Origin of the sequence: Pseudomonas sp. S10E 269 (assembly GCF_002798465.1) — a bacterium.
Taxonomy (GTDB): Bacteria; Pseudomonadota; Gammaproteobacteria; order Pseudomonadales; family Pseudomonadaceae; genus Aquipseudomonas; species Aquipseudomonas pergaminensis.
On the sequence record NZ_PHIJ01000001.1, the window covers coordinates 4,246,887 to 4,270,219 of the forward strand.

A 23,333-nucleotide genomic window follows, 5' to 3' on the forward strand; every position below is an offset into this window, starting at 1 on the left:
TTTAGAACAATACGTTATAAGGCACATGGCCTTAGCGCCTCATATGAGCCCCCAGACGCCGCGCGGGCTGGGCGCAAAGGGCGTTACATAACGCCAGGTTGCATACAAAAAAGCGGCCGATCCGACGGCTGACCGTCTCGTTATTCGAATGCGTTTTCAACCGGCACGCCTTTAGGGTGGGTGATTCTTTTGCAGCGTGACAGGGATGCCCATCCATGACGGAAAAACGCGATTTGAGTGCGGTCACCGACTCAGTAACGGACGATGAACTGCTGGCAGTCCTGTTGGACGTGACCGGTGACCTGGATAAAGCCCAGGTACTGCGCCAGACCCTGCCTGCCTGGCTGGTTGAAGCCGAACCCGCAACCCTGGCAGCCCTGGAAAAAGCCCATGCCGACAGTGAACAGCCACGTCGTCAGCTCGAACAGCTATTGGAACGCGTGCAGCCGTTGCACCAGTTCAGCACGGAGCGCTTGCATACCTTCCTGCTGAGCAAGGGTGTGGAGAATATTGATGTCGAACATGACCAACTGGAGCTACCCAAGCGCACGATTCCAGCCCCCGCGCCGCCACTGAGCGGTCCTTTGATTGAAGCGATTCGATGGGAAAAGCACAGCCTGATCAAGGCAGCCATGCAGAATTTCGATGCGGCCCAGGCGCGCGATGATAAAAGGCCGCCGTTGGCACGGGTACGCTCCGGCAAGACGCAGCAGGTGCTCGCGGGTATCACCGGGCAGCAATTCATGAGCCATTGTCGGGAGTTGGACCTGGGTGAAGCCTACCAGCGCCACCTGCGTGAGGTGTTCAACTTGCCCCATCCGTCCGAAGCGCCGCCGCCGATGGGCTTGAGTTACAACCCGGCGGCCGTGACGATTGGCCAGTCCAAGTGCCTGGACATGCAGATCGACCTGCACATCGCCTGCGCCAAGGAGCACGTCAGCGCCGCAACGGCCGAGCGGCTGCTCAGATTGATCAAGGCTGACCGCCCCGCCAGTGAACTGGAATACCTCGCACCCTTGGAAAAGCCACTGCGCTGGCAAGGCCTGAACCTGCATGACGCTTGTCTGTGGAGCGTATTGGTGGTCTCCGATGATGACCCCGGCAAGTTGGGGGCCGGGTCTTTCCTGGTGTATATGCCCAACGAGCCGGTCAGGCCGTGGTACGAGTACGAGCGGCTTGAGGACTTCAAGCTGTACTTGCGCTTGAAGTTGCAAGTGGCGTCCTACCGCAGCTTTTTCGCAGGCTACCTGGATGAGTTCGTGCGGCTGGATTTTTTTAAGCGTTTCGAGCAGGACAAAAGCCTGGGCTCGCTGGAGCCCTTGCCGGTCAACAGCGGGTTTTCAGGGTTTTATTTCAATGCCTATGTGGGCAAGGTACAGCGTGATGCCCTGGCCTTGGCACCCCCTACGGTGCTGGTCGATAAGGACGCCGATGAGGCCCGCTGGCTGGGTTATCTGGAGACCGGGCTGGATGTACTTAATGTGGCTGCTTTAGTCGTGCCGGTACTCGGCCAGTTGATGATGGGCGTGGCCGTCGGGCAACTGTTGGGCGAGGTGTTCGATGGCGTCGAAGACTGGTCCCATGGTGACAAGGTCGAGGCCCTGCATCACCTGGCCAATATTGGCGAGAGCCTGGCCGCCATGGCCGCGTTTGCAGTGGGCGGGCGGGTAGTGGGCACCTTGAAGGCCCGGGTGTCGTCGGCGGATTTTTTCAGCAATGTCGAGGCCGTCACGCGCACCGACCACCGCCCGGGCCTGTGGCGACCGCGCCTGGCGCCCTACAGCCAGGCGCTTCCCGAAGCACTGCCTTGGGTCGCCGACAGCAAAGGTGTGGTCCAGTCGAAAGGGCAGTCCTGGGTCAAGCTCGATGGTGCAACCTATGCGATCAGCTACGACCCGGGCATTGGCAAATGGCGGATCAACCATCCGTTGCGTCCACATGCCTACCGCCCGCCGTTGAACCATAACTATCGCGGTGGCTGGCAGCATGTTTTTGAGCAGCCTGAGCAGTGGAATGACCTGCGCTACAACTTGACCCGCCTCGACCCCAGCCTCGATGAGTGGAGCCCGGAGGCCACCGAGGCGATGGCCCATGTCACCGACCTGAACATCCCTCGGGTGCGTCGCCTGGCCCTCGAACACGAACCTTTGCCACAGCGCTTCCAGGACTGCGTGATGCGCTTCAAACAGCATCAAAAGGTGGCTGACCTGATGGGCCAACTGAAGCGCGGCGAGGTGCCGTCCGCCGATACGTCGCTCACACAGATGCTGGCGATTCCATTGATCCCAGGCTGGCCGAGGGGAAGGTTTATCGAGCTGCTGGATGAGCAGGACCAGCTGCTGGAACGCTACCCCGATGTCCGCCCCTTCGATTATAAAGATTTAAGCGTTCACCTCACCCAGCGCCAGCTCAAGGACGGGCAGGTGATGCAGACGGTGTTGCAGGCGCTCAGCGAGGATGAGCGCAGCGCCCTGTTGGGCGAAAAGGCTCCATTGGACGAGGCGCCTGCGCTGCTGAGACGCCGCTTGCTGGTAACACTCAAGACTCAACAACAAGTGCTGACGCAACAGCTGTACCAGGCACATGAAGGGTATACGCAGGGCGAACTGCTGCTGCTCAAAAAAGCCTTCCCGCAGCTCTCTAACCGCCGGGCCTGGGAGGTGCTGACCGACGCGCCCTATGCCCAGCGCCTGTACCTGCACAAACAGGGCCGTGTTCCGCTGGCGCTTGCCGAACGTGCGCGCGAGGCGGCGGCCCTGACGCAACAGGATCAGGCGGTGACCGGTTTGTACTTGCCCGAGCAGGCGCAGGCCATGACCCGACGCCTCGCCCTGAGGGTGATGCAGGATTTGCCAGGCTGGCCCCGCGAGCTGTTTCTGCAACTTCGCCAGCAGGCAGTGGACGGCGAGGTCGTGGCCGAGGTCGGGGAGCCGACGGCCAGTGTGCGGCACACGCTGGTGCAGACTGCCGAGGGTTTCCAGGCGTTTGATCAGGCGAACAGATCCTTGGCCGAACGGGCGGACGGGGCACTGGGTTTTTATCAGGCGCTGGTGGATTCAGTGCCGAATCGCCACCGTGCAGCCCTGAACCTGCAAGGCAATGGCGTACCCCAGCGACTGCTCACGCGTATCCGCTTGCAGACCCAGGATCGACGGGCGCGCGTGGCAGCCTACCTGCAAGCCGAATGGGTGCCCGCCGAGCCTGAACCTGTCCCGTGCATACAGGGCGCGCCCCCGGCATTGCCGTCCTTGGTGCCCAATTTGTTGCGCAAGATGAGAAAACTCTACCCGTTGACGGATGACACGCAATTGGCGGGCATTGTCCAGTCCGCCGGCGCGGATCACCTGAGCCGTGCGAAGGCGGTGGAGGCCCTGGAACGGCAATTCGTAGCGCTGCACAATGCCTTGGAAATCTGGCGCAGCGACCGCTCCGCACATGATCCCAGCGTCATATCGCGCTGGGATTACCGATTGAGCCGCTATCAGGTCGCCAAGGCCATAGAGCATGGCTGGAAAGGCATGACCCAGCGGTTCGACCACCAACGCCGCAGCGTGCCGGCGCTGTCACTGGACAGCATGCTGCATGATCCCTTGCCGACGCTGCCGGCGCAGGTCAGCTTCGAGCAAGTGCGGCTGCTGTCCCTGGGCCAAATGGCGCTGACCGATACTGCGGCCTATTTTCTCAAGCATTTCAAAAACCTGATGTCCCTCAACCTGGCGGATAATCGTGTCAGCCGCATCCCGCAGGCGCTGGCGCTGATGCCGGAGTTGGAATACCTGTGCCTGGCCAATAATGCCGTGTTGCTCGATGAGTATTCGCGCAACACGCTGGCGGGGCTGCGCAGCCTGCGGGTGTTGAACCTGAGCAACAACCCGTTGGTGGACCCACCGGATGTCAGCAGGATGTTCATGCTGCGCGAATTGATGTTGCGCAATTGCCGACTCAAGGAATTCCCCAAAGGCGTGTCGCGCCTGCCGTACCTGGAGAATCTCGACCTGCGCGGGAACGATATCAGTGTATTGCCCGAGTGGTTGTTCCAGGCACCGCGCAGTTATGCGCGGATCGTCAACCTGCGGCATAACCCGTTGGATGCGCGCAGCCAACAATTGCTCCGTGAATACCGCAACGTGCATGGCGTGGGCATGGGGTACCTGGAGGATGATCTTGCCCGCTTGACTGAGCAGAAGGCGCGTGACCTGTGGCTGGCCGATGAGCGTGTGGCAGGGTTTAGCGAGAAACACCAGATCTGGACCGGGCTCAAGGATGAGCCGGGCGGTGACGGGTTGTTCACGCTGTTGGCCGAGCTGGGCGGCACGGCCGACACCGAGCACGTGCGTGAGGACATGGACCGGCGAGTCTGGCGGGTACTCGATGCTGCCAGCCAGGACACCCAGCTGCGCGAAGAAATTTTCGAGCGTGCCGCCACGCCGCTCAACTGCGACGACGCTGCGGCCGTCAGTTTCAGCAACCTGGAAGTATTGGTCGAAGTACGCGCAGCAGCCCGTCTGGTCGCCAGTGGACAACTGACGGCCGAACCCTTGTTGAAGCTGGCCAGAGGGCTGTTCCGTATCGATCAGTTGGAGCGCCTGGCATACAACCATTGCCTGGAACATCCCGCCGCTGACCCGCTGGAGGTCAGCCTGGCATATCGGACCGGCCTGGTGGACCGCTTTCACCTGCCCGGGCAGCCCACCCATATGCGCTTTTCGCGCTTGGGCGGGGTGACCGCGAAAGACCTCGATGACGCAGAGGATGTGGTCAAGTCCGCCGAGCTGTCGCCGCGCTTGTTGCGGTATCTGGTGGATTTGCCGTTTTGGACCCAGTACCTCAAGCACACTCACGCAGCGCGGTTCGAGGCGCTGAACGAGCCATTGGACCTACGCCTGGAGGCAGTCTTCGACCAAAGCCTGACGCTGGACGACGCCAGCTATCGCGAGCAGATGAACACGATACTCCAGGAACAGGTGAAGGCCGAACGGGATGAGCTTGAGCGCTTGACCCAGGAAGCCTTGAAACACGGAGACCTGGGCGGGTGTGTCATGCCCTAGGGCTTTGCGGCGTTGCTGCGGATCAGCCCGCGTACGGCAAACCGATTGGGGTGGCAAGCCTCGGCCACGCTGCGCGGTACCGGCAAGGGTTCATGGTCGAGCCACGCGGCCAGCAGCTCGGCGCACAGCGGTGCGGTGATCAGCCCTCTCGAGCCGTGGCCGCTGTTGATATACAGGCCGTCTAGCCAGGGGCAGTCGATGTTTGGCACGCTGCGGGCATCCTTGCGCAGCGACGCGTAGGCCTCGGTGAACGCCGGGCTGTCAGCCAGTGGCCCGACAATCGGCAGGTAGTCCGGGCTGGTGCAGCGGAACGCCGCGCGGCCTTGTAGGGTGGCAGGGTCCAGGGTGTCGGCGTGCAGGCGTCGAGCCAAGTCCGTGGAGATTTCGTTGAGCAGGCCCAGGTTGTCGGCGTGTTCGGCGGCCGTGGGGGTGAGGTCTTCGTTGGTGAAGTCAAAGCTGGCGCCCAGGGTGTGCTCGCCCAGGCGCGGCGGGGCCACATAACCTTCGGCGCACACCACGGTGGCGAGGGCTTGGCTCTCGGTCGTGTGTGGCAAACGGGTGATCTGCCCGCGAATGCGCTTGAGGGGCAACTCGGCACTGGCGGCAAAGCGCTTGACCTCGGCCGCACCGGCCAGCACCACCACGGCGGCGCTGGCCAGCAGCTGCTCGCCATCCCAGGCCTGCCACTGGCCGTCGACTCGGCGCAGGTCGAGCACCTCATGGTGGGTGAGTACGCGGACGCCAGGCCGGTGCGCCTGCCATTCGCACAGGGCCGGTGGATGCACCCAGCCGCCCTCTGGGAAAAACAGCCCGCCGTGCTCCAGCGCAATGCCGGCGCGGGCCTGGGCCTGTTCGCGGTCGAGCAGGTGCAGCAAGTCCGGGGCGAAAGCGTCGGCCAGTTGTGCCTGGCGTTGCGCTTCCTTGGCGTCGAAGGCCAGTTGCAGCACGCCGCAACCGTCCCAGTCCACGCCGCGATGCAGGTGTTCGAGCACGCGGCGGGTGTAGCCGAACCCGGCGACGATCAGTTGCGACAACGCCGTGCCATGGGCCGATAGCTTGAGGTACAGCACCCCCTGCGGGTTACCGGAAGCCTCTTGGGCGAGGGCCGCATGGCGTTCCAGCAGACTCACCTGCCAACCCCGCGCCGCCAGGCTGGCCGCCGTGGCGCAACCGGCCAGGCCGCCGCCGAGCACCAATGCCTGGCGCTCACCCTGAGGGGCAGGGGGGCGGGCGAACCACGGCTTGGGTTGTGCAGGCGTTGGTTTATCCGAAGGCCAACCGAGAAACTCACCGCGCAGGATCTCCCACTTATGGCCAATCCCCGGCGTGCGCTTCATCTTGAACCCGGCGGCGTTGATCAGCCGACGCACCCAGCCGGTGCTGGTGAAGGTGCTGATGGTACAACCCGGTGCTGACAGCCTGGCCAACTCGGCGAACAGTTCAGCGGTCCACATCTCGGGGTTTTTCGCCGGGGCGAAGCCGTCCAGGAACCAGGCGTCGATCTGTGCATCCAGTTGCGGCAATTGCTCCAGGACGTCGCCGATCAGCAGGGTCAACGTCACGCGGCCGTTATCCAGCACCAGGCGCTGGAAGCCTTGATGAATGGCGACGTACTGGGCCAGCAGAGGCGCGGCGAAGGGCGCAAGCTCGGGCCAGAGGTTGAGGGCGCGTTGCAGGTCGGCGTGGCTCAGTGGGTACTTTTCCACGCTGACGAAATGCAAGCGTGCGCCTGCCACAGCGTGTTGCTCGAACAGTTGCCAGGTACACAGAAAATTCAAGCCGGTGCCGAACCCGGTCTCGCCGATCACCAACCGCCCGCCCACCGGCAGCGCAGCAAAACGCGCTTGCAGACGGTTCTGTTCAAGGAACACATAACGGGTTTCTTCAAGGCCCGACTGGTCGGAGAAGTACACGTCGTCGAACACCCGCGAGTGCGGGCGACCTTGGTCATCCCAGTCGAGTTGGGCGTGGGTGATGGGGTTCATGGGCGGCTCGGCTAATACAAGGCCGCCATTCTAGCCGATCAACAGGCTTTGAATTGACCCATGGCAAGCGCGGGTGGAATTTCCTCCCGCATGGCGTTGCCCAATCCGCTAGTCTTGATCCATCTTGAAACGGAGCTGCCCATGTTCGAATCCGCCGAAATCGGTCACGCCATCGACAAAGACACCTTTGAGGCCGAGGTGCCCGCCCTGCGCGAAGCCTTGCTGGAAGTGCAATACGAACTGCAGCAGCAAAAGCGCTTCCCGGTGATCATCCTGATCAACGGCATTGAGGGCGCCGGCAAGGGCGAGACCGTCAAGCTGTTGAATGAATGGATGGACCCGCGCCTGATTGAAGTGCGCACCTTCGACCAGCAGACCGACGAAGAGCTGGCACGGCCACCGGCCTGGCGCTACTGGCGGCAACTGCCGGCCAAAGGGCGCATGGGCATCTTTTTCGGCAACTGGTACAGCCAGATGCTGCAAGGCCGCGTGCACGGGCAGATCAAGGACGCACGGCTCGACCAGGCCATTGCCGGCGCCGAACGCCTGGAAAAAATGCTCTGCGACGAAGGCGCGCTGATCTTCAAATTCTGGTTCCACCTGTCCAAGAAACAGATGAAGGCGCGGCTCAAGGCCCTGGCCGATGACCCGCTGCACAGCTGGCGCATCAGCCCGCTGGACTGGCAGCAGTCCGAGACCTACGACAAGTTCGTGCATTTCGGCGAGCGCGTGCTGCGCCGTACCAGCCGCGACTATGCGCCGTGGCATGTGATCGAAGGCGTCGACAGCAACTACCGCAGCCTGACCGTGGGCAAGATCCTGCTCGAAGGCTTGCAGAACGCCTTGAAGTTGCCCAAAGGCAAGGCCAGTGGCATGAACCCGGCGCCGCTGCCCACCGCCGTCGACCAGATGAGCCTGCTTAACAGCCTCGACATGACGCTGCGCCTGGACAAGGACGATTACGAGGAACAACTGATCACCGAACAGGCGCGGTTCTCCGGCCTGATGCGGGACAAACGCATGCGCAAGCACGCTCTGGTCACTGTGTTTGAAGGTAATGACGCGGCGGGCAAGGGCGGGGCTATCCGGCGCGTGGCGGCGGCGCTTGACCCGCGTCAGTACCATATCGTGCCGATTGCCGCGCCCACCGAGGACGAGCGCGCCCAGCCGTACTTGTGGCGGTTCTGGCAGAAAATCCCGGCGCGGGGCAAGTTCACCGTGTTTGATCGCTCCTGGTATGGCCGCGTCCTGGTGGAGCGTATCGAGGGTTTCTGCACCACGGCGGACTGGATGCGCGCCTATGGCGAGATCAATGACTTTGAAGAGCAACTGCGCGACGCGGGGGTGATTGTGGTCAAGTTCTGGCTGGCCATCGACAAGCAGACCCAGTTGGAACGCTTCCAGGCCCGCGAAGAGATTCCGTTCAAGCGCTTCAAGATCACTGAAGACGACTGGCGCAACCGCGACAAATGGGACGACTACCGTGCGGCCGTGGGCGACATGGTCGACCGCACCAGCACCGAAGTCGCGCCCTGGACCCTGGTGGAAGCCAATGACAAGCGCTGGGCACGGGTGAAGGTGTTGCGCACCATTAACCTGGCGTTGGAAGAGGCGTTCGCCAAGACCGACAAGCACGATAAGAAACGCAAGAAGTAGGTTCGACGCCATGCTTTTGCATAGGCGGGGTGAATGATCGTCGCGGTTGCGCTGAGCTGGATCTATCCTCGATCCATCTCTCCAACAATGACAAGATCGAGGTAGCCCATGCGTGAAGTAGTGATCGTCGACAGCGTGCGAACCGGCCTGGCCAAATCCTTTCGCGGCAAGTTCAACCAGACCCGTCCGGATGACATGGCCGCCCATTGCGTCAATGCGCTGCTCGCGCGCAATGGCATCGACCCGGCCACGGTGGAAGATTGCATCGTCGGCGCCGGCTCCAACGAAGGCGCCCAGGGCTACAACATTGGGCGCAACGTGGCGGTGCTCTCGCAATTGGGCACGGGGACCGCGGGCATGACCCTCAACCGATTCTGCTCTTCGGGCTTGCAGGCGATTGCCATCGCTGCCAACCAGATTGCCTCGGGCTGCAGCGACATCATCGTCGCCGGCGGCGTCGAGTCCATCAGCCTGACCATGAAAAGCGTGAACACCGACAACCTGATCAACCCGCTGCTGAAGGAGCAGATGCCGGGCATCTACTTCCCCATGGGCCAGACCGCCGAGATCGTCGCGCGTCGCTACAACGTCAGCCGCGAAGACCAGGACCTGTACGCCCTGCAAAGCCAGCAGCGCACCGCCCAGGCCCAGGCCGACGGCCTGTTCAACGATGAAATCGTGCCGATGACGGTCAAGTACAAGGTCGAGGACAAGAATACCGGTGAGGTGCAGGTGCTCGATGGTGTGGTCGACCGTGATGACTGCAATCGCCCGGACACCACCTTGGCCAGCCTGCAAGGCTTGAAGCCCGTATTTGCCGAAGACGGCTCGGTGACGGCGGGCAACTCGTCGCAGCTTTCCGACGGCGCTTCGATGACCCTGGTGATGAGCCTGGAAAAAGCCCTGGCGCTGGGGCTCAAGCCCAAGGCGTTTTTCCGCGGCTTCACCGTCGCCGGCTGCGAACCGGACGAGATGGGCATCGGCCCGGTGTTCTCGGTGCCCAAGCTACTCAAGGCCAAAGGCTTGCAGGTGGCGGATATCGACCTGTGGGAACTCAACGAAGCATTTGCGTCCCAGTGCCTGTATGCGCGTAACCGCCTGGAAATCGACAATGCCAAGTACAACGTCAATGGGGGCTCGATTTCTATTGGCCACCCCTTCGGCATGACCGGGTCGCGGCAGGTGGGGCACCTGGTGCGTGAGTTGCAGCGGCGTAACCTGCGCTACGGCATCGTCACCATGTGCGTGGGCGGCGGCATGGGTGCCAGCGGGCTTTTCGAAGCTGTGCGCTGAAGCTTAACGCGGCCCTTGTAGGCGCTGGCTTGACAGCGATGGCGGTGGTGCGGTGTACATATCCGTTATTTGGGTAACGGCTGCTATGGGTTCCGCCCTTACGGCGGGTCACTTTGGAAAAGAGCCGGAATGCCGGCCCAGCCCAAAGTAACCAAAGGGCTCTTGCCCCAACACTCGGCACCTCGCTCACGCTCGGTGTGCCCGTAATCCGCCAGGTATTTGGGGGGCCGCCGCCACGCGCCATCCATGGCGCGGGGCGGCTAAACCGGCATCCCTGCCGGTTTACCCCCCAAGTCCCTGTCGAATTCCGGCCAGCGTGTTTGACGGGGCGCCTAGGATCAAAAGCGAGATCAAGAGCGACTCGCTTCGCATCGTAGGTACGTTTTTTTGCACTCTGGAGCTGGCAAGCCAGCTTCTACATTTTGAACGGCGGCGTATCCCGGATCGTTCGCTTGCCCCTAGAATGCGGCTTCCACTTCCTCAGGCATTCGGGGCACTCATGCACATCTCTTCCGGCCGCTGGGTCTATGGTTTTCTCCTGACCCTGCTGACCGCGTTTCTGTGGGGCATTCTGCCGATCAAACTCAAGCAGGTCCTGCAGGTGATGGACCCGATCACCGTCACCTGGTTTCGACTGACCGTGGCCGGCGGTTGCCTGTTCGTCTACCTGGCGCTCACCAGGCGCTTGCCCAGCCGCAAGGTACTCGGCCCCAAGGGTGGCTGGCTGGTGGGGATGGCGGTGTGTGGCTTGGTGGGCAACTATGTGTTGTACCTGGTGGGCCTGAAAATGCTCAGCCCCGGCACCGCGCAGTTGGTGGTGCAGATGGGGCCGATCTTCTTGATGATCGCCAGTGTGTTCGTGTTCAAGGAGCGCTTCAGCCTGGGGCAGGGCGTGGGCCTGGTGGTATTGATCATCGGGTTTGGCCTGTTCTTCAACCAGCGCCTGGAAGAAATGCTCACCTCGCTCGGTGCCTACACCGCCGGCGTGCTGACCATCCTGCTCGCCACTACCATTTGGGTGTTCTACGCCCTGGGCCAGAAGCAATTGCTGACGGTGTGGAATTCGCTGCAAGTGATGATGGTGATCTACCTGTGCTGCGCCGCGCTGCTGACACCCTGGGCGCATCCCTTGGAGGCATTGGACCTGAGCCCGCTGCAAGGCTGGCTGTTGCTGGCGTGTTGCATGAATACGCTGGTGGCCTACGGCGCCTTTGCCGAAGCGCTCGCCCACTGGGAAGCCTCGCGGGTCAGTGCGACATTGGCGCTCACGCCTCTGGTGACGTTCGTGGCGGTGGCCTTGGCGGCGTGGCTGTGGCCGGAATACGTGCAGGCCGAAGAGATCAACGCCCTGGGGTATACCGGGGCGTTGGTGGTGGTGCTGGGCTCGGCGACCGTGGCGCTGGCGCCATCATTGCTCGCCGGGCTCAAGGCCCGGCGGTTGCGCATGGCGTCCTAGGCGCCGAGCATGTCTTCGGGGCGCACCCACTGGTCGAATTCCGCATCGGTGAGGTAGCCCAGGTCCAGCGCGGCCTCCCGTAGCGTCAGCCCTTCGGCATAGGCCTTCTTGGCGATCTCTGCGGACTTGTCGTAGCCGATGTGCGGGTTGAGCGCTGTGACCAGCATCAGCCCACGCTCCAGGTGTTCGGCCATCTGCACGGCATCCGGTTCGAGACCGGCCACGCAGTGCTCCTGGAAGTTGTTGCAGCCATCGGCCAGCAGGCGGATGGACTCCAGCAGGTTATGGATGATCACCGGCTTGTACACATTCAACTGCAAGTGCCCCTGGCTGGCGGCAATGCCGATGGTCACGTCATTGCCCAGGACCTGACAGGCCAGCATCGACAGCGCTTCACATTGGGTAGGGTTGACCTTGCCCGGCATGATCGAGCTGCCCGGTTCGTTGGCCGGCAACTTCACCTCGGCCAGGCCGGTGCGCGGGCCCGAGCCCAGCAGGCGCAAGTCGTTGGCGATTTTCATCAAGGCCACGGCCAGGGTCTTCAGTGCGCCGTGCAGGGTCACCAGCGGCTCGTGGCCGGAGAGGGCGGCGAATTTGTTCGGCGCGGTGACGAACGGCAAGCCCGACAGGGCGGCCAGCTCGGAGGCAATCGCCTCGCCAAAACCGTGGGGCGCATTGAGCCCGGTGCCGACGGCGGTGCCGCCCTGGGCCAGTTCGCACACGGCGGGAAGGGCCGCGCGAACGGCGCGTTCAGCGTAATCAAGTTGGGCGATAAAGGCCGAGAGTTCCTGGCCAAAGGTGATCGGCGTGGCGTCCATCATGTGGGTGCGCCCGGTTTTCACCAGCTTCATATGCTTGGCAGCCTGCTCGGCGAGCCCGCCGGACAGGGTCGCGATCGCAGGGAGCAGTTGTTGATGCACCGCTTGTACGGCGGCGATGCTCATGGCCGTAGGGAAGCAGTCGTTGGAACTCTGGGAACGGTTGACGTGGTCGTTGGGGTGCACCGGGCTCTTGCCGCCGCGCTTGTTGCCCGCCAGTTCATTGGCGCGCCCGGCGATCACCTCGTTGGCGTTCATGTTGCTCTGGGTGCCGCTGCCGGTCTGCCAGACCACCAGGGGGAACTGGTCGTCGTGCTGGCCCGCCAGTACTTCGTCGGCGGCCTGTTCGATCAGGCGGGCGATATCGGCGGGCAGGTCGCCATTACGGTCGTTGACCCGTGCCGCCGCCTTCTTGACCAAGGCCAGGGCGTGCAATACCGCCAGGGGCATGCGCTGTTCGCCAATGGCGAAGTTCACCAGCGAACGTTGGGTCTGGGCGCCCCAGTAAGCGTCATCCGGGACGTGGACTTCTCCCAGGCTGTCGGTTTCGATACGGCTCATCGGGCACACTCCTTCAGGTTCGTTTGCGCAGTTTAGGCTGTGATGGGCCCTGGGGGTTCCCCTAAAAGACTTTTCATCGGATTGAGCGCCGCAAATCCAGGCGCGACAAGGGGTGGGGTTGAGCCATGGCGTTTTTTAGGCGCAGAATGGGCGCCCTTGGGGTCTTACCTCGCCTGCTAGAAAAGGAAACTCGATGACTCGTCTTCGTGCCATCTGTACCGCGGTTGCTCTGGTTTGCGCCAGCGGCCAAGTCTTTGCCGATACCGCCAGCCATAACGCCAGTGCCGAAGCCTTCCTTACCCTGGCTCATGCCGACAAGCTGGGTACCCCGGTGTACATGCAAGTGCAGCAAATGTTCGCCCAGCGTTTCGAGCAGACCAAGGCGCCTGCCGCCAAGCAGTCCGTACTGGACAGCTACCAGGCCAAGGCCAACGCCGCCCTGGACCAGGCCATTGGCTGGCCAAAGCTGAAGCCTGACATGGTCAAGCTCTACACCACCAACTTCAGCGAATCCGAGCTCAAGGACCTGGTTGCCTTCTACCAGTCGCCACTGGGCAAGAAAGTCCTGGAAAAAATGCCGCAGCTGACCCAGCAATCGGCCCAGATGACCCAGGCCAAGCTGGAAAGCGCCGTACCGGTAGTGAACAAGCTGTTGGAAGACATGACCAACGAGCTGACGCCAAAAGCCGCCGCACCGGCCAAGAAGAAGTAAGCAGGAATGACCATGCAACAGCGTATCGAAACGGCGCTTGCCGCCTTGGGCACCGACCACTTGAGCGTGCTGGATGAAAGCCATATGCACAGCCGTGGGTTGCAGACCCACTTCAAGGCCGTGCTGGTCAGCCCGCAGTTCGAGGGGCTCAACCGCGTTAAGCGCCACCAGAAGGTCTACGCCACCCTGGGTGACCTGATGAGCGAGTTTCATGCGCTGGCGCTGCATACCTACACGCCTGAGGAATGGGCGAAAATCGACGCAGCCCCGGCTTCGCCGACCTGCGCCGGAGGGCACTGACAGCAGCTGCAAGCTTCAAGTTTCAAGCTGCAAGATTGAAGCGCGCTTGCCTCTGCGTTTTTGTTAGAATCCCACGCGCCGCCTAGTCGGCGCGTTTTTTTTGCTTTCGCTTTTACTTGCAGCTTGCAGCTTAAAACTCGCAACTGCCCAAATCCGGTTCACCCCTTACGAGGGTAGCCACCTGGAGAGAACACCCATGACTCAACCGATTGTCGTGGCGGCACTGTATAAGTTCGTCACCCTCGAAGATTACGTCGCCCTGCGCGAGCCATTGCTGCAGGCGATGGTCGACAACGGCATCAAAGGCACCTTGCTGATTGCCGAAGAAGGCATCAACGGCACCGTTTCCGGCAGCCGTGAAGGCATTGATGGCCTGATGGCCTGGCTGAAGAACGACCCACGCATGGTCGACATCGACCACAAAGAATCCTACTGCGACGACCAGCCGTTCTACCGCACCAAGGTCAAGCTCAAGAAAGAGATCGTGACCCTGGGTGTCGAAGGCGTCGACCCGAACAAAAAGGTTGGCACCTATGTCGACCCGCAGGACTGGAACGCGCTAATCAGCGACCCGGAAGTGCTGTTGATCGACACCCGTAACGACTACGAAGTGTCCATCGGCACCTTCGAAGGTGCGATCGACCCGAAAACCACCAGTTTTCGCGAATTTCCCGACTACATCAAAGCCAACTTCGACCCGGCCAAGCACAAGAAAGTCGCCATGTTCTGCACCGGCGGCATTCGTTGCGAGAAAGCCTCGAGCTACATGCTCAGCGAAGGTTTCGACGAGGTCTACCACCTCAAGGGCGGCATCCTGAAGTACCTCGAAGAGGTGCCCCAGGAAGACACCAAATGGCAGGGCGACTGCTTTGTTTTCGATAATCGCGTGACCGTGCGCCACGACCTCAGCGAAGGCGACTACGATCAATGTCATGCCTGCCGCACACCGGTGAGCGTCGAAGACCGCGCCTCCGAGCACTACGTGGCTGGCATCAGTTGCCCGCATTGCTGGGATAAGCTGCCGGAGAAGACCCGTCGCAGCGCGATTGACCGCCAGAAGCAGATCGAGCTGGCCAAGGCCCGCAACATGCCGCACCCGATTGGCTTCAACTATAAGCAAACTCCTTCCGAGGCCTGAGCCATGTCCGCGCGCCTGCTCTATGTAATGGACCCGATGTGTTCCTGGTGCTGGGGCTTTGCCCCGGTGGCCGAAGCGTTGGTGGAGCAGGCCCAGGCGGCCGGCGTGGAGTTGCACCTGGTGGTGGGTGGCTTGCGCACCGGCAGCGGCGCGGCGCTGGAGCCGACGACCCGGCGCTATATCCTGGAGCACTGGCAGGCGGTCACCGACGCCACCGGCCAGTCGTTCAAGCGTGAAGGTGCGTTGCCCGAGGGATTTGTCTACGACACTGAGCCTGCGTGCCGTGCCATCGTCACTGCCCGCAGCCTGGCGCCGGATTGTGCCTGGAAGTTGCTGGGGCTGATCCAGCGCGCGTTTTACGTCGAGGGCCGCGACGTGACCCTCGCCAGTGTGCTGGTGGAGCTGGCCGAGCAGGCGGGCATCCCGCGTATCGAGTTTGCCGGCGCCTTCGACCGCGCCGAGCAACACGCGGCCACCGCTGCCGATTTCACCTGGGTACAAGACTTGGGCATCGCCGGTTTCCCGACGTTGCTGGCCGAGCGTAATGGCCAATTGGCCTTGTTGACCAATGGGTATCAGCCGCTGTCCGAGCTGTCGCCGTTGTTGGGTCGATGGCTGGAGCGAGCAACCTGTGCATGATCAGCCCGACAAAGAACCCGGTAAACGCATCGACCGCCTGACCTGGGCGGAAATTCGCCGCCTGGCCCTGCGCCACAAGAAATCCCTGTGGATCGCCAATGGCGTTGCGGTACTGGCGACCCTGTGCAGCGTACCCATCCCGCTGCTCTTGCCGTTGCTGGTGGACGAAGTGCTGCTGGGCCATGGCGATGCCGCCCTCAAGGTGATGAACCACGCGTTGCCCCTGGGCTGGCAGAAGGCAGCCGGCTATATCGGCTTGATGCTGCTGGTGACCTTGTGCCTGCGCTGCGGCGCCCTGGTGTTCAACGTGGTGCAGGCACGGCTGTTTGCGCGGCTGGCCAAGGACATCGTGTATCGCATCCGCGTGCGGCTGATCGAACGGCTCAAGCGTATATCACTGGGCGAATATGAAAGCCTGGGCAGTGGCACTGTCACCACGCACCTGGTCACCGACCTGGATACCCTGGATAAATTCGTCGGCGAAACCCTCAGCCGTTTCCTCGTGGCCATGCTCACCCTGGTGGGCACCTCGGCCATTCTGGTCTGGATGCATTGGCAACTGGCGTTGCTGATCCTGCTGTTCAACCCACTGGTGATCTACGCCACGGTGCAGTTGGGCAAGCGCGTCAAACACTTGAAAAAACTGGAAAACGACAGCACCTCGCGTTTTACCCAGGCGCTGACCGAAACCCTGGACGCGATCCAGGAAGTGCGCGCCGGCAACCGCCAGGGCTTTTTCCTCGGGCGCCTGGGCCAGCGTGCCCAGGAGGTGCGCGACTACGCGATCCACTCGCAGTGGAAAACCGACGCCTCCAGCCGTGCCAGCGGGCTGCTGTTCCAGTTCGGCATCGACATCTTCCGCGCGGCGGCGATGCTGACGGTGTTGTTTTCCGACCTGTCCATCGGCCAGATGCTCGCCGTGTTCAGCTACCTGTGGTTCATGATTGGTCCGGTGGAGCAATTGCTCAACCTGCAATATGCCTACTACGCAGCGGGCGGGGCGCTGACGCGGATTAATGAGCTGCTGGCGCGCGCCGATGAGCCGCAATACGCCGGTGGCCAAGACCCCTTCACCGGGCGTGAGACCGTCGGCATCGAAGTGCGTGGCCTCAATTTCGGCTATGGCGAAGAGCTGGTGCTCGACCAGTTGAACCTGGCCATTGCGCCCGGTGAAAAGGTGGCGATTGTCGGCGCCAGCGGCGGGGGCAAAAGCACCCTGGTGCAACTGTTGCTCGGGCTCTACACGCCCCAGGCCGGCACGATCCGTTTTGGCGGTGCAACCCAGCAGGAAATCGGCCTGGAGACAATTCGCGAGCACGTCGCCGTGGTGCTGCAGCACCCTGCGCTGTTCAACGACACCGTGCGTGCCAACCTGACCATGGGCCGTGAGCGCAGTGACCAGGCCTGCTGGCAGGCACTGGAAATCGCCCAGTTGGATGCTACTGTCAGGGCTTTGCCCATGGGCCTGGACAGTGTGGTCGGGCGTTCGGGCGTGCGGTTTTCCGGCGGGCAGCGTCAGCGCCTGGCGATTGCGCGCATGGTGTTGGCCGAACCGAAGGTGGTGATACTCGACGAAGCCACCTCCGCCCTGGACGCCGCCACCGAGTACAACCTGCACCAGGCGCTGGCGCGATTCCTCAGTGGGCGTACTACACTGATTATTGCCCACCGCCTGTCGGCGGTTAAGCAGGCCGATCGAGTATTAGTGTTCGACGGCGGTCACATTGCAGAGGACGGTGACCATCAGCAACTGATTGCTGACGGTGGGCTGTACGCCAAACTCTACGGACACTTACAACAAGTGCGTTGATTTAGCCTAGGCTGAGCTATCGGAAGCGGATTTTCGCGTGCGTATCCAGCAGTGCATGTGCAAGGGACTTCATGAAGCAAAAGCGGACTCTCGGAACGCCAAGGCTGTTGGGCATTGTCTGGCCCTTTATCGCCGTCGTACTGTTCCAGGCATTGTTAGGCTGCGTCAGTCTTTATGTGCTCTCGGCGGTGCGTGGTTACGTGGCTGGCGAAAGCCTGTGGTCCAAGGGCCAGAAGGACGCCATCTACTATCTGACCCTCTACGCCGACAACCGCGACGAAGCCACTTACCTCAAATACCAGCAGGCCATCGCCGTGCCCCAGGGCGGGCATGAGCTGCGCATCGCCCTGGACCGCTCCACCCCCGACCTGAGCGCTGCACGCCTGGGGATTCTCAAGGGCGGCAACCACCCGGATGACGTCTCCAGCCTGATCTGGTTGTACCTCAACTTTCGCCATTTCAGCTATCTGGAAAAAGCCATCGAGCTATGGACCGTGGGCGATGGCTACCTGGTGCAACTCGATGACCTGGCGCGGGAGATGCACGGTGCAATCACCCGTGACCAGGTCAGTGCCAACGATGTGCGGCAATGGAAGGCGCACATCATCGCCATCAACGAAGGTGTGACGCCAGCGGCCAAGGCCTTCAGCGATGCCTTGGGCGAAGGCTCGCGGATGATCCTGCGGCTGCTGTTGATCACTAACCTGGCGACGGCCCTGGGCCTGATCGTGCTGGCGTTGTTGCGTACCCATAAGCTGCTGACCCAGCGCCACGCGTTTGCCGACGCACTGCAGCAAGAGAAGGAGCGGGCGCAGATCACCCTGGAGTCAATTGGCGACGGGGTGATCACCACCGACGTCGACGGCGCCATCACCTATATGAACCCGGCAGCCGAGGCGCTGACCCACTGGAATTCGGCCCAGGCCCAGGGGCTGCCGCTGGCGGCGCTGTTCAAGTTGCTGGATGACAATGCCCAGCCTGACGGCTTTACCTTGATCGAGCATATCGTCAAGGGCCAGCTCAGCGGGGGCAGCGAACACTCCAAAACCATCCAGCGCCTGGATGGCAGCACGGTGTCGGTGACACTGGTGGGCGCGCCGATCCGCAGTGCCGGCAAAATCACGGGGGCGGTGCTGGTGTTGCATGACATGACCCAGGAGCGTCAATACATCGCCAACCTGTCCTGGCAGGCGACCCACGACGCCCTGACCGGCCTGGCCAACCGCCGCGAGTTCGAGTTCCGCCTGGAGCAGGTGCTGCATCCTTCCACTCAGCAAAACGGCGGGCGCCATGCCTTGATGTTCCTCGACCTGGACCAGTTCAAGCTGGTCAACGACACCTGTGGCCATGCGGCGGGTGACGAGTTGCTGCGGCATATCTGCGCGCTGCTGCAGTCGGACCTGCGCGAGGGCGACACCCTGGCGCGCCTGGGCGGCGATGAGTTCGGGATTCTGCTGGAGAACTGCCCGCCGGCGGTGGCGGAAAAAATCGCCGAGAGCCTGCGCCATACTGTGCAAAGCCTGCACTTCGTCTGGAAGGGCCGGCCATTCATGACCACCGTCAGCATCGGCCTGGTGCACCTCGGGAACACCCCGACCACCCTGGAAACCTCACTGCGCGCCGCCGACATGGCGTGCTACATGGCCAAGGAAAAAGGCCGCAACCGTGTGCAGGTGTACCACGCCGACGATTCTGAACTGTCGCTGCGCTTTGGCGAAATGGCCTGGGTGCAGCGCTTGCACATGGCGCTGGAAGAGAACCGGTTCTGCCTGTACGCCCAGGAGATCTCACCGCTGGGCCACACCGACGGCGGCGATGGGCATATCGAGATTCTGCTGCGCCTGCATGACGAGGCCGGGCGGATCATCCTGCCCGACAGCTTCATCCCGGCCGCCGAGCGTTACGGGTTGATGACATCCCTGGACCGTTGGGTGGTGGAGAACGTGTTCAGGATCATCGCCCGTTGCCTGCTGGAGCGTCCGGAGCGCCCCATGGCTATGTGTGCGATCAATCTGTCAGGCATCACCATTGGCGATGATGACTTCCTTGGGTTTTTACGTGAGAAGTTTCATACATACAATATTCCGCCAGGAATGATTTGTTTTGAAATTACTGAAACCAGTGCGATTGCAAACTTGGGCAGTGCGATCCGCTTTATTAATGAACTCAAAGCCTTAGGGTGTCATTTCTCCCTGGATGACTTCTGTGCCGGAATGTCCTCATTCGCCTATCTCAAACATTTACCTGTAGACTTCCTGAAGATCGATGGAAGTTTCGTAAAGGATATGCTGGACGACCCGATTAACCGCGCGATGGTCGAAGTGATCAACCACATCGGCCATGTCATGGGTAAGCGCACAATTGCAGAGTTTGTTGAGACACCGCAAATCGAACAGGCGTTACTCGAGATTGGTGTGGATTACGCTCAGGGCTACCTGATTGAACGACCGCAATTGTTTACCTTTGATAGCTTGCAGTGTCGACCTGTGCGGCCGCAGCCTCTGTTATTCAAGGCGCCCGGCACATTCCGCTGAAACATTTGCTGGTCTGTACAATCACACTTAAAAAGGAGCCTTAACAGTGATCGACACATTCATCAGAACCGGCCCGCTTATGGAAGCCTCGAGTTACCCCGCCTGGGCTCAGAAACTGATCCTGGACTGTAGCGAGAGCAAGCGCCGCGTTGTCGAACACGAACTGTACCAGCGCATGCGCGATAACGCGCTCAGCGCCAAGACCATGCGTCACTACCTGATCGGTGGCTGGCCAGTGGTGGAACAGTTTGCCTTGTACATGGCACAGAACCTCACCAAGACCAAATTCGCCCGCCATCCTGGGGAGGACATGGCGCGCCGCTGGCTGATGCGCAATATTCGCGTGGAACTCAACCACGCCGACTATTGGGTGCATTGGGCCCGTGCCCACGGTGTGAGCCTGGAGGAGTTGCAGGCCCAGAACGTGCCGCCGGAGTTGCATGCGCTGAGCCACTGGTGCTGGCACACCAGCTCCGCCGATTCGCTGATCGTGGCCATTGCCGCGACCAACTACGCGATCGAGGGGGCGACGGGGGAGTGGTCTGCGGTGGTGTGCTCTACCGGTGTCTACGCGGCCGCCTTCCCCGAGGAAGAGCGCAAGCGTGCAATGAAGTGGCTGAAGATGCACGCCCAGTACGACGACGCCCATCCGTGGGAAGCACTGGAGATCATCTGCACCCTGGCCGGGATGAACCCAAGCAAGGAATTGCAGGTAGAGCTGCGCCAGGCCGTGTGCAAGAGCTACGACTACATGTACCTGTTCCTGGAAAGCTGCATGCGCCTGGAGAAAGAAAAAGCCCCAGCCGTGCTGCGTGAACGCCAGGCGCGGGTCGCCAGCGAAGCCTGACGTCATTCAATGGCGGGGGTTACCCCGCCATTGCCAGGCGGTTGCGGCCTTCGCGCTTGGCCACGTACAACGCACTGTCGGCCCGGCGCAGCAGGCTTTCGCCAGACTCGGCGGCCAGTAGGGTCGAGCAACCCAGGCTGACCGTCAATTCGATCCGTGTCCCGTCCGCCCAGTATTCCTGGTTCTGTGCCGCCTGGCGCAGGCGTTCACCGACCATCGCCGCCGCGTCACGGCCGGTGTTGGACAGCAGGATCAGAAACTCTTCCCCGCCAAACCGAAACACCATGTCCACGTTCCGCAACTGGCCCTTGATCGCCCCGGCGACGGCGCGCAGTACGTTATCGCCAGCGGCATGACCGTGGGTGTCGTTGATGGTCTTGAAGTGGTCGATGTCCAGCATCAGCAACGACAGCGGGTTCAGGTGCCGACGCGCCATGTCGATTTCCCGTTGCAGGGTCTGGTCCATGGCGATGCGGTTGCCGGTCTCGGTCAGCGGGTCGCGCAGCGCGCTGCGGGTGGCGGCGCGATAAAGCAAGGCGTTGCGCATCGGGTAGAGCAGGGTGGACAGCAGGGATTCGAGCTGGCCGAGTTCTTCTTCCACCAGACGCTGGTTGCGCCGAAAGATCAGCTCGCCGAGGTGCTCGCCCTCATGGCTCAGGCAGTAGCTCACCGAATGGTGGCCGCGATGGCCGAACTCCAGGCGCAAGTCGCTGGCTTGATGGCGGTACTGCAGGGCGTCCAGCGGTACCAGGCGTTGGATCTCGCGGAAGAACACGCCGAGGATGCGCTCCGGTTCCAGGCTGGTTTGCAATTGCTGGCTCAGCTGCTGGCGAAGTTGCGCAAGGGTCGTGGGGCGGCGTGGAAGGAGGGATGGCTGACCAAATCCCAGGCGTTGCAATTTGGCGGTGTCAAAGTCAATTGCGTTGGTCTGGGTAGGTGTTTTCATAAGCGATCGGCCTCAAAGCACATAGCTGTCTTACAGGCTCGATGAGAGTGGCGAGTGCCAAGCGTCTTACTGTTCCTTCAGTTCCGTAAAACATAGGTAACAGTTTAGACCGCTTTGCCAAGGGTTATAACCCCTGGGTACTGCCGCACGTCTTGTCATCGCTTAACCTGCTTGGGTGAGGTTAGAGCGAGATTCATGCCAAATAGGTTCAATCTAATTAAATGGCTTATAAATCAAGCGACTGTTTTTATCGCTAAAAACAGTCGCCGAATGATGACGCCAGTTATTTGGCAACTGAAGGCGGGGCTTACTGTTTTTGCGGATCAAACTGCTTATCGCGAATAAACAACGCGGGGATCACACCGCAGATAAAATACGCGCCGCCCATCACCAGGAAGCCCATGCCGATCGAGCCATGGGACGCCAGGAAACCGATGGCCGCCGGTGCCACTGCCGCACCAATGCGCCCGATGTTATAGGCGCCGCCCACTGCAGAGCCGCGAAACTTCGCTTCGAAGCTTTCGGTCATGTACGTGGCATTGACGCCATAGGGAATCCCGTACAGGAAGCCGAACACCACCAGCATCCACAAGATGTTCTCGGGGCTTTGGAACAACACGATTACCGGTAGGAAGACCGCCGTGCCCAGGGCGCCAAATGCAAACACGGCGCGACGTCCCAGGCGATCCGCCGCCAGCCCCGCGAGGATCTTGCCAAAGATCATCGCCGCATAGGTGCCGACCATGTAGCTGGTCATTGACTTGAAGTTCATCCCCAACTCGCCTTCCAGGTAGGACGGCATCCAATTGTTCACGCCGTAGTAGCCGAACTGCAGGAAGCCTGCGGTAAGGGCCCATAGCAGAAACATGCGGCTGGCCTTCGGGTCGCTGAAGATCAATTTGAACATGCCGTCGGGCTTTTTCGTCATGGCCTGCTGGCTACCAGTGGCTTTCTCCCGTGCTCGCTCGGCCCGTGCGGTCAGCCAGGCCTGGGGCTCGGGAACCAGGCGTTGCATCAGCACCGCGAGGATCACCGGGATGATTGCCACGTAGAACAGCCAGCGCCAGCCGTGCTCGGGAAGGATCCAGCCGGCCAGCAGGGTGGCGACGATGTAACCCACCGACCAACCCGCCTGCAGGGTGCCGAGCACGGTGGTGCGGTAGCGGGTCGGCACGTATTCCGCCATCAGCGTATTGCACGCCACATACAGCGCGCCCAGGCCGAGGGAGGCGAAAAACCGCGTACTCGCGAACTGCCAATAGCTGTGGGTCATGCCCAGGATCGCCGTGCCCACGGAGAACAGCACGATGCTCCACACCACGGTCTTCACCCGGCCGAAGCGGTCGCAGGCCCAGCCACCGTAGATGCCGCCGATGGCCATGCCGGCCAGGGTGAAACTGCCGAGGCTGCCGGCCTCGACGCTGGTCAGGCCGAATTCGGCCTTGAGGCTGCTGAGGCTGTAGGACAGCAGCATCAGGTCTGCGCCATCGATCAACAGGCCAAGGAAGCAGAAGATAAAAACGATGATCCACAGTTTGCTTTGTGCAGGCGACAACGCGCCCGCCGATGCGGCGACTTCCATAACGATAC

Annotated in this window: 15 protein-coding genes; 11 read left to right on the forward strand and 4 right to left on the reverse strand. The window is 61.7% G+C overall.

Translation table 11 applies throughout. The features are described 5' to 3' along the window. Positions 1–215: 215 nt before the first annotated feature. A complete protein-coding gene (locus CWC48_RS19780; protein WP_100490095.1) occupies positions 216–5,048 on the forward strand; it encodes an NEL-type E3 ubiquitin ligase domain-containing protein in 4,833 nt (1,610 codons plus the stop codon). Here CWC48_RS19780 and mnmC read toward each other — a convergent pair. Next, positions 5,045–7,033 (reverse strand): bifunctional tRNA (5-methylaminomethyl-2-thiouridine)(34)-methyltransferase MnmD/FAD-dependent 5-carboxymethylaminomethyl-2-thiouridine(34) oxidoreductase MnmC, encoded by a 1,989-nt coding sequence (gene mnmC / locus CWC48_RS19785; protein WP_078049536.1) that lies wholly within the window; start codon positions 7,031–7,033, stop codon positions 5,045–5,047. The genes CWC48_RS19780 and mnmC overlap by 4 nt on opposite strands. A 141-nt stretch (positions 7,034–7,174) precedes the next feature. On the opposite strand from mnmC, the gene pap reads away from it, so the two are divergent. The 3 genes from pap (at position 7,175) to CWC48_RS19800 (ending at position 11,438) form a co-directional block, all read left to right on the forward strand. Then, entirely contained in the window at positions 7,175–8,689 is a 1,515-nt protein-coding gene (gene pap / locus CWC48_RS19790) for a polyphosphate:AMP phosphotransferase (RefSeq protein ID WP_100490096.1), read from the forward strand. A gap of 108 nt (positions 8,690–8,797) precedes the next feature. Beyond that, the gene (locus tag CWC48_RS19795) at positions 8,798–9,982 is read left to right on the forward strand and encodes a thiolase family protein (protein ID WP_100490097.1); all 1,185 of its coding nucleotides are present in this window, start codon (positions 8,798–8,800) and stop codon (positions 9,980–9,982) included. Positions 9,983–10,481: 499 nt separating this feature from the next. Next, positions 10,482–11,438 carry a DMT family transporter gene (locus CWC48_RS19800; RefSeq protein WP_078049533.1) on the forward strand — a complete coding sequence of 319 codons (957 nt, stop codon included), beginning with the start codon at positions 10,482–10,484 and terminating at the stop codon, positions 11,436–11,438. Here the strand turns inward: CWC48_RS19800 and CWC48_RS19805 are convergent. Beyond that, positions 11,435–12,817 carry a class II fumarate hydratase gene (locus CWC48_RS19805; RefSeq protein ID WP_100490098.1) on the reverse strand — a complete coding sequence of 461 codons (1,383 nt, stop codon included), beginning with the start codon at positions 12,815–12,817 and terminating at the stop codon, positions 11,435–11,437. The genes CWC48_RS19800 and CWC48_RS19805 overlap by 4 nt on opposite strands. 193 nt (positions 12,818–13,010) lie before the next feature. Between CWC48_RS19805 and CWC48_RS19810 the strand changes: the two genes are divergently transcribed. The 7 genes from CWC48_RS19810 to CWC48_RS19840 all read left to right on the forward strand — a co-directional run bounded on the left by CWC48_RS19810 (position 13,011) and on the right by CWC48_RS19840 (position 20,797). Further along, positions 13,011–13,529: a DUF2059 domain-containing protein gene (locus tag CWC48_RS19810; RefSeq protein WP_003236690.1), complete on the forward strand. Its 519-nt coding sequence runs from the start codon at positions 13,011–13,013 to the stop codon at positions 13,527–13,529. Between the two features lie 6 nt (positions 13,530–13,535). Next, complete coding sequence (locus CWC48_RS19815; RefSeq protein WP_069077894.1) at positions 13,536–13,829, forward strand: BolA family transcriptional regulator; 294 nt, start codon at positions 13,536–13,538, stop codon at positions 13,827–13,829. A 196-nt stretch (positions 13,830–14,025) separates the two neighbouring features. Next, positions 14,026–14,967 (forward strand): rhodanese-related sulfurtransferase, encoded by a 942-nt coding sequence (locus CWC48_RS19820; protein ID WP_078049531.1) that lies wholly within the window; start codon positions 14,026–14,028, stop codon positions 14,965–14,967. Positions 14,968–15,003: 36 nt separating this feature from the next. After that, a complete protein-coding gene (locus tag CWC48_RS19825; protein WP_177409499.1) occupies positions 15,004–15,606 on the forward strand; it encodes a DsbA family protein in 603 nt (200 codons plus the stop codon). After that, positions 15,599–17,416, forward strand: a complete 1,818-nt coding sequence (locus CWC48_RS19830) for an ABC transporter ATP-binding protein (RefSeq protein ID WP_099492293.1) — start codon at positions 15,599–15,601, stop codon at positions 17,414–17,416. The genes CWC48_RS19825 and CWC48_RS19830 overlap by 8 nt, the downstream gene beginning before the upstream one ends. A gap of 71 nt (positions 17,417–17,487) precedes the next feature. After that, positions 17,488–19,950, forward strand: a complete 2,463-nt coding sequence (locus CWC48_RS19835) for an EAL domain-containing protein (protein ID WP_100490100.1) — start codon at positions 17,488–17,490, stop codon at positions 19,948–19,950. Between the two features lie 79 nt (positions 19,951–20,029). After that, entirely contained in the window at positions 20,030–20,797 is a 768-nt protein-coding gene (locus CWC48_RS19840; RefSeq protein ID WP_250883706.1) for a TenA family transcriptional regulator, read from the forward strand. A 19-nt stretch (positions 20,798–20,816) separates the two neighbouring features. Here the strand turns inward: CWC48_RS19840 and CWC48_RS19845 are convergent, their stop codons facing one another. Both CWC48_RS19845 and CWC48_RS19850 read right to left on the reverse strand, forming a co-directional pair. Continuing rightward, on the reverse strand, positions 20,817–21,743 hold the full coding sequence (locus tag CWC48_RS19845) for a GGDEF domain-containing protein (protein ID WP_078049526.1): 927 nt from the start codon (positions 21,741–21,743) through the stop codon (positions 20,817–20,819). Between the two features lie 307 nt (positions 21,744–22,050). Beyond that, a complete protein-coding gene (locus CWC48_RS19850) occupies positions 22,051–23,325 on the reverse strand; it encodes an MFS transporter (protein ID WP_100490101.1) in 1,275 nt (424 codons plus the stop codon). Positions 23,326–23,333: the final 8 nt, after the last annotated feature.

Bases quoted from the DNA above. Each gene is read 5' to 3' on its own strand.
- CWC48_RS19780 (WP_100490095.1), top strand. From the start codon at position 216: ATGACGGAAAAACGCGATTTGAGTGCGGTCACCGACTCAGTAACGGAC.
- mnmC (WP_078049536.1), bottom strand. From the start codon at position 7,033: ATGAACCCCATCACCCACGCCCAACTCGACTGGGATGACCAAGGTCGC.
- pap (WP_100490096.1), top strand. From the start codon at position 7,175: ATGTTCGAATCCGCCGAAATCGGTCACGCCATCGACAAAGACACCTTT.
- CWC48_RS19795 (WP_100490097.1), top strand. From the start codon at position 8,798: ATGCGTGAAGTAGTGATCGTCGACAGCGTGCGAACCGGCCTGGCCAAA.
- CWC48_RS19800 (WP_078049533.1), top strand. From the start codon at position 10,482: ATGCACATCTCTTCCGGCCGCTGGGTCTATGGTTTTCTCCTGACCCTG.
- CWC48_RS19805 (WP_100490098.1), bottom strand. From the start codon at position 12,817: ATGAGCCGTATCGAAACCGACAGCCTGGGAGAAGTCCACGTCCCGGAT.
- CWC48_RS19810 (WP_003236690.1), top strand. From the start codon at position 13,011: ATGACTCGTCTTCGTGCCATCTGTACCGCGGTTGCTCTGGTTTGCGCC.
- CWC48_RS19815 (WP_069077894.1), top strand. From the start codon at position 13,536: ATGACCATGCAACAGCGTATCGAAACGGCGCTTGCCGCCTTGGGCACC.
- CWC48_RS19820 (WP_078049531.1), top strand. From the start codon at position 14,026: ATGACTCAACCGATTGTCGTGGCGGCACTGTATAAGTTCGTCACCCTC.
- CWC48_RS19825 (WP_177409499.1), top strand. From the start codon at position 15,004: ATGTGTTCCTGGTGCTGGGGCTTTGCCCCGGTGGCCGAAGCGTTGGTG.
- CWC48_RS19835 (WP_100490100.1), top strand. From the start codon at position 17,488: ATGAAGCAAAAGCGGACTCTCGGAACGCCAAGGCTGTTGGGCATTGTC.
- CWC48_RS19840 (WP_250883706.1), top strand. From the start codon at position 20,030: ATGGAAGCCTCGAGTTACCCCGCCTGGGCTCAGAAACTGATCCTGGAC.
- CWC48_RS19845 (WP_078049526.1), bottom strand. From the start codon at position 21,743: ATGAAAACACCTACCCAGACCAACGCAATTGACTTTGACACCGCCAAA.
- CWC48_RS19850 (WP_100490101.1), bottom strand. From the start codon at position 23,325: ATGGAAGTCGCCGCATCGGCGGGCGCGTTGTCGCCTGCACAAAGCAAA.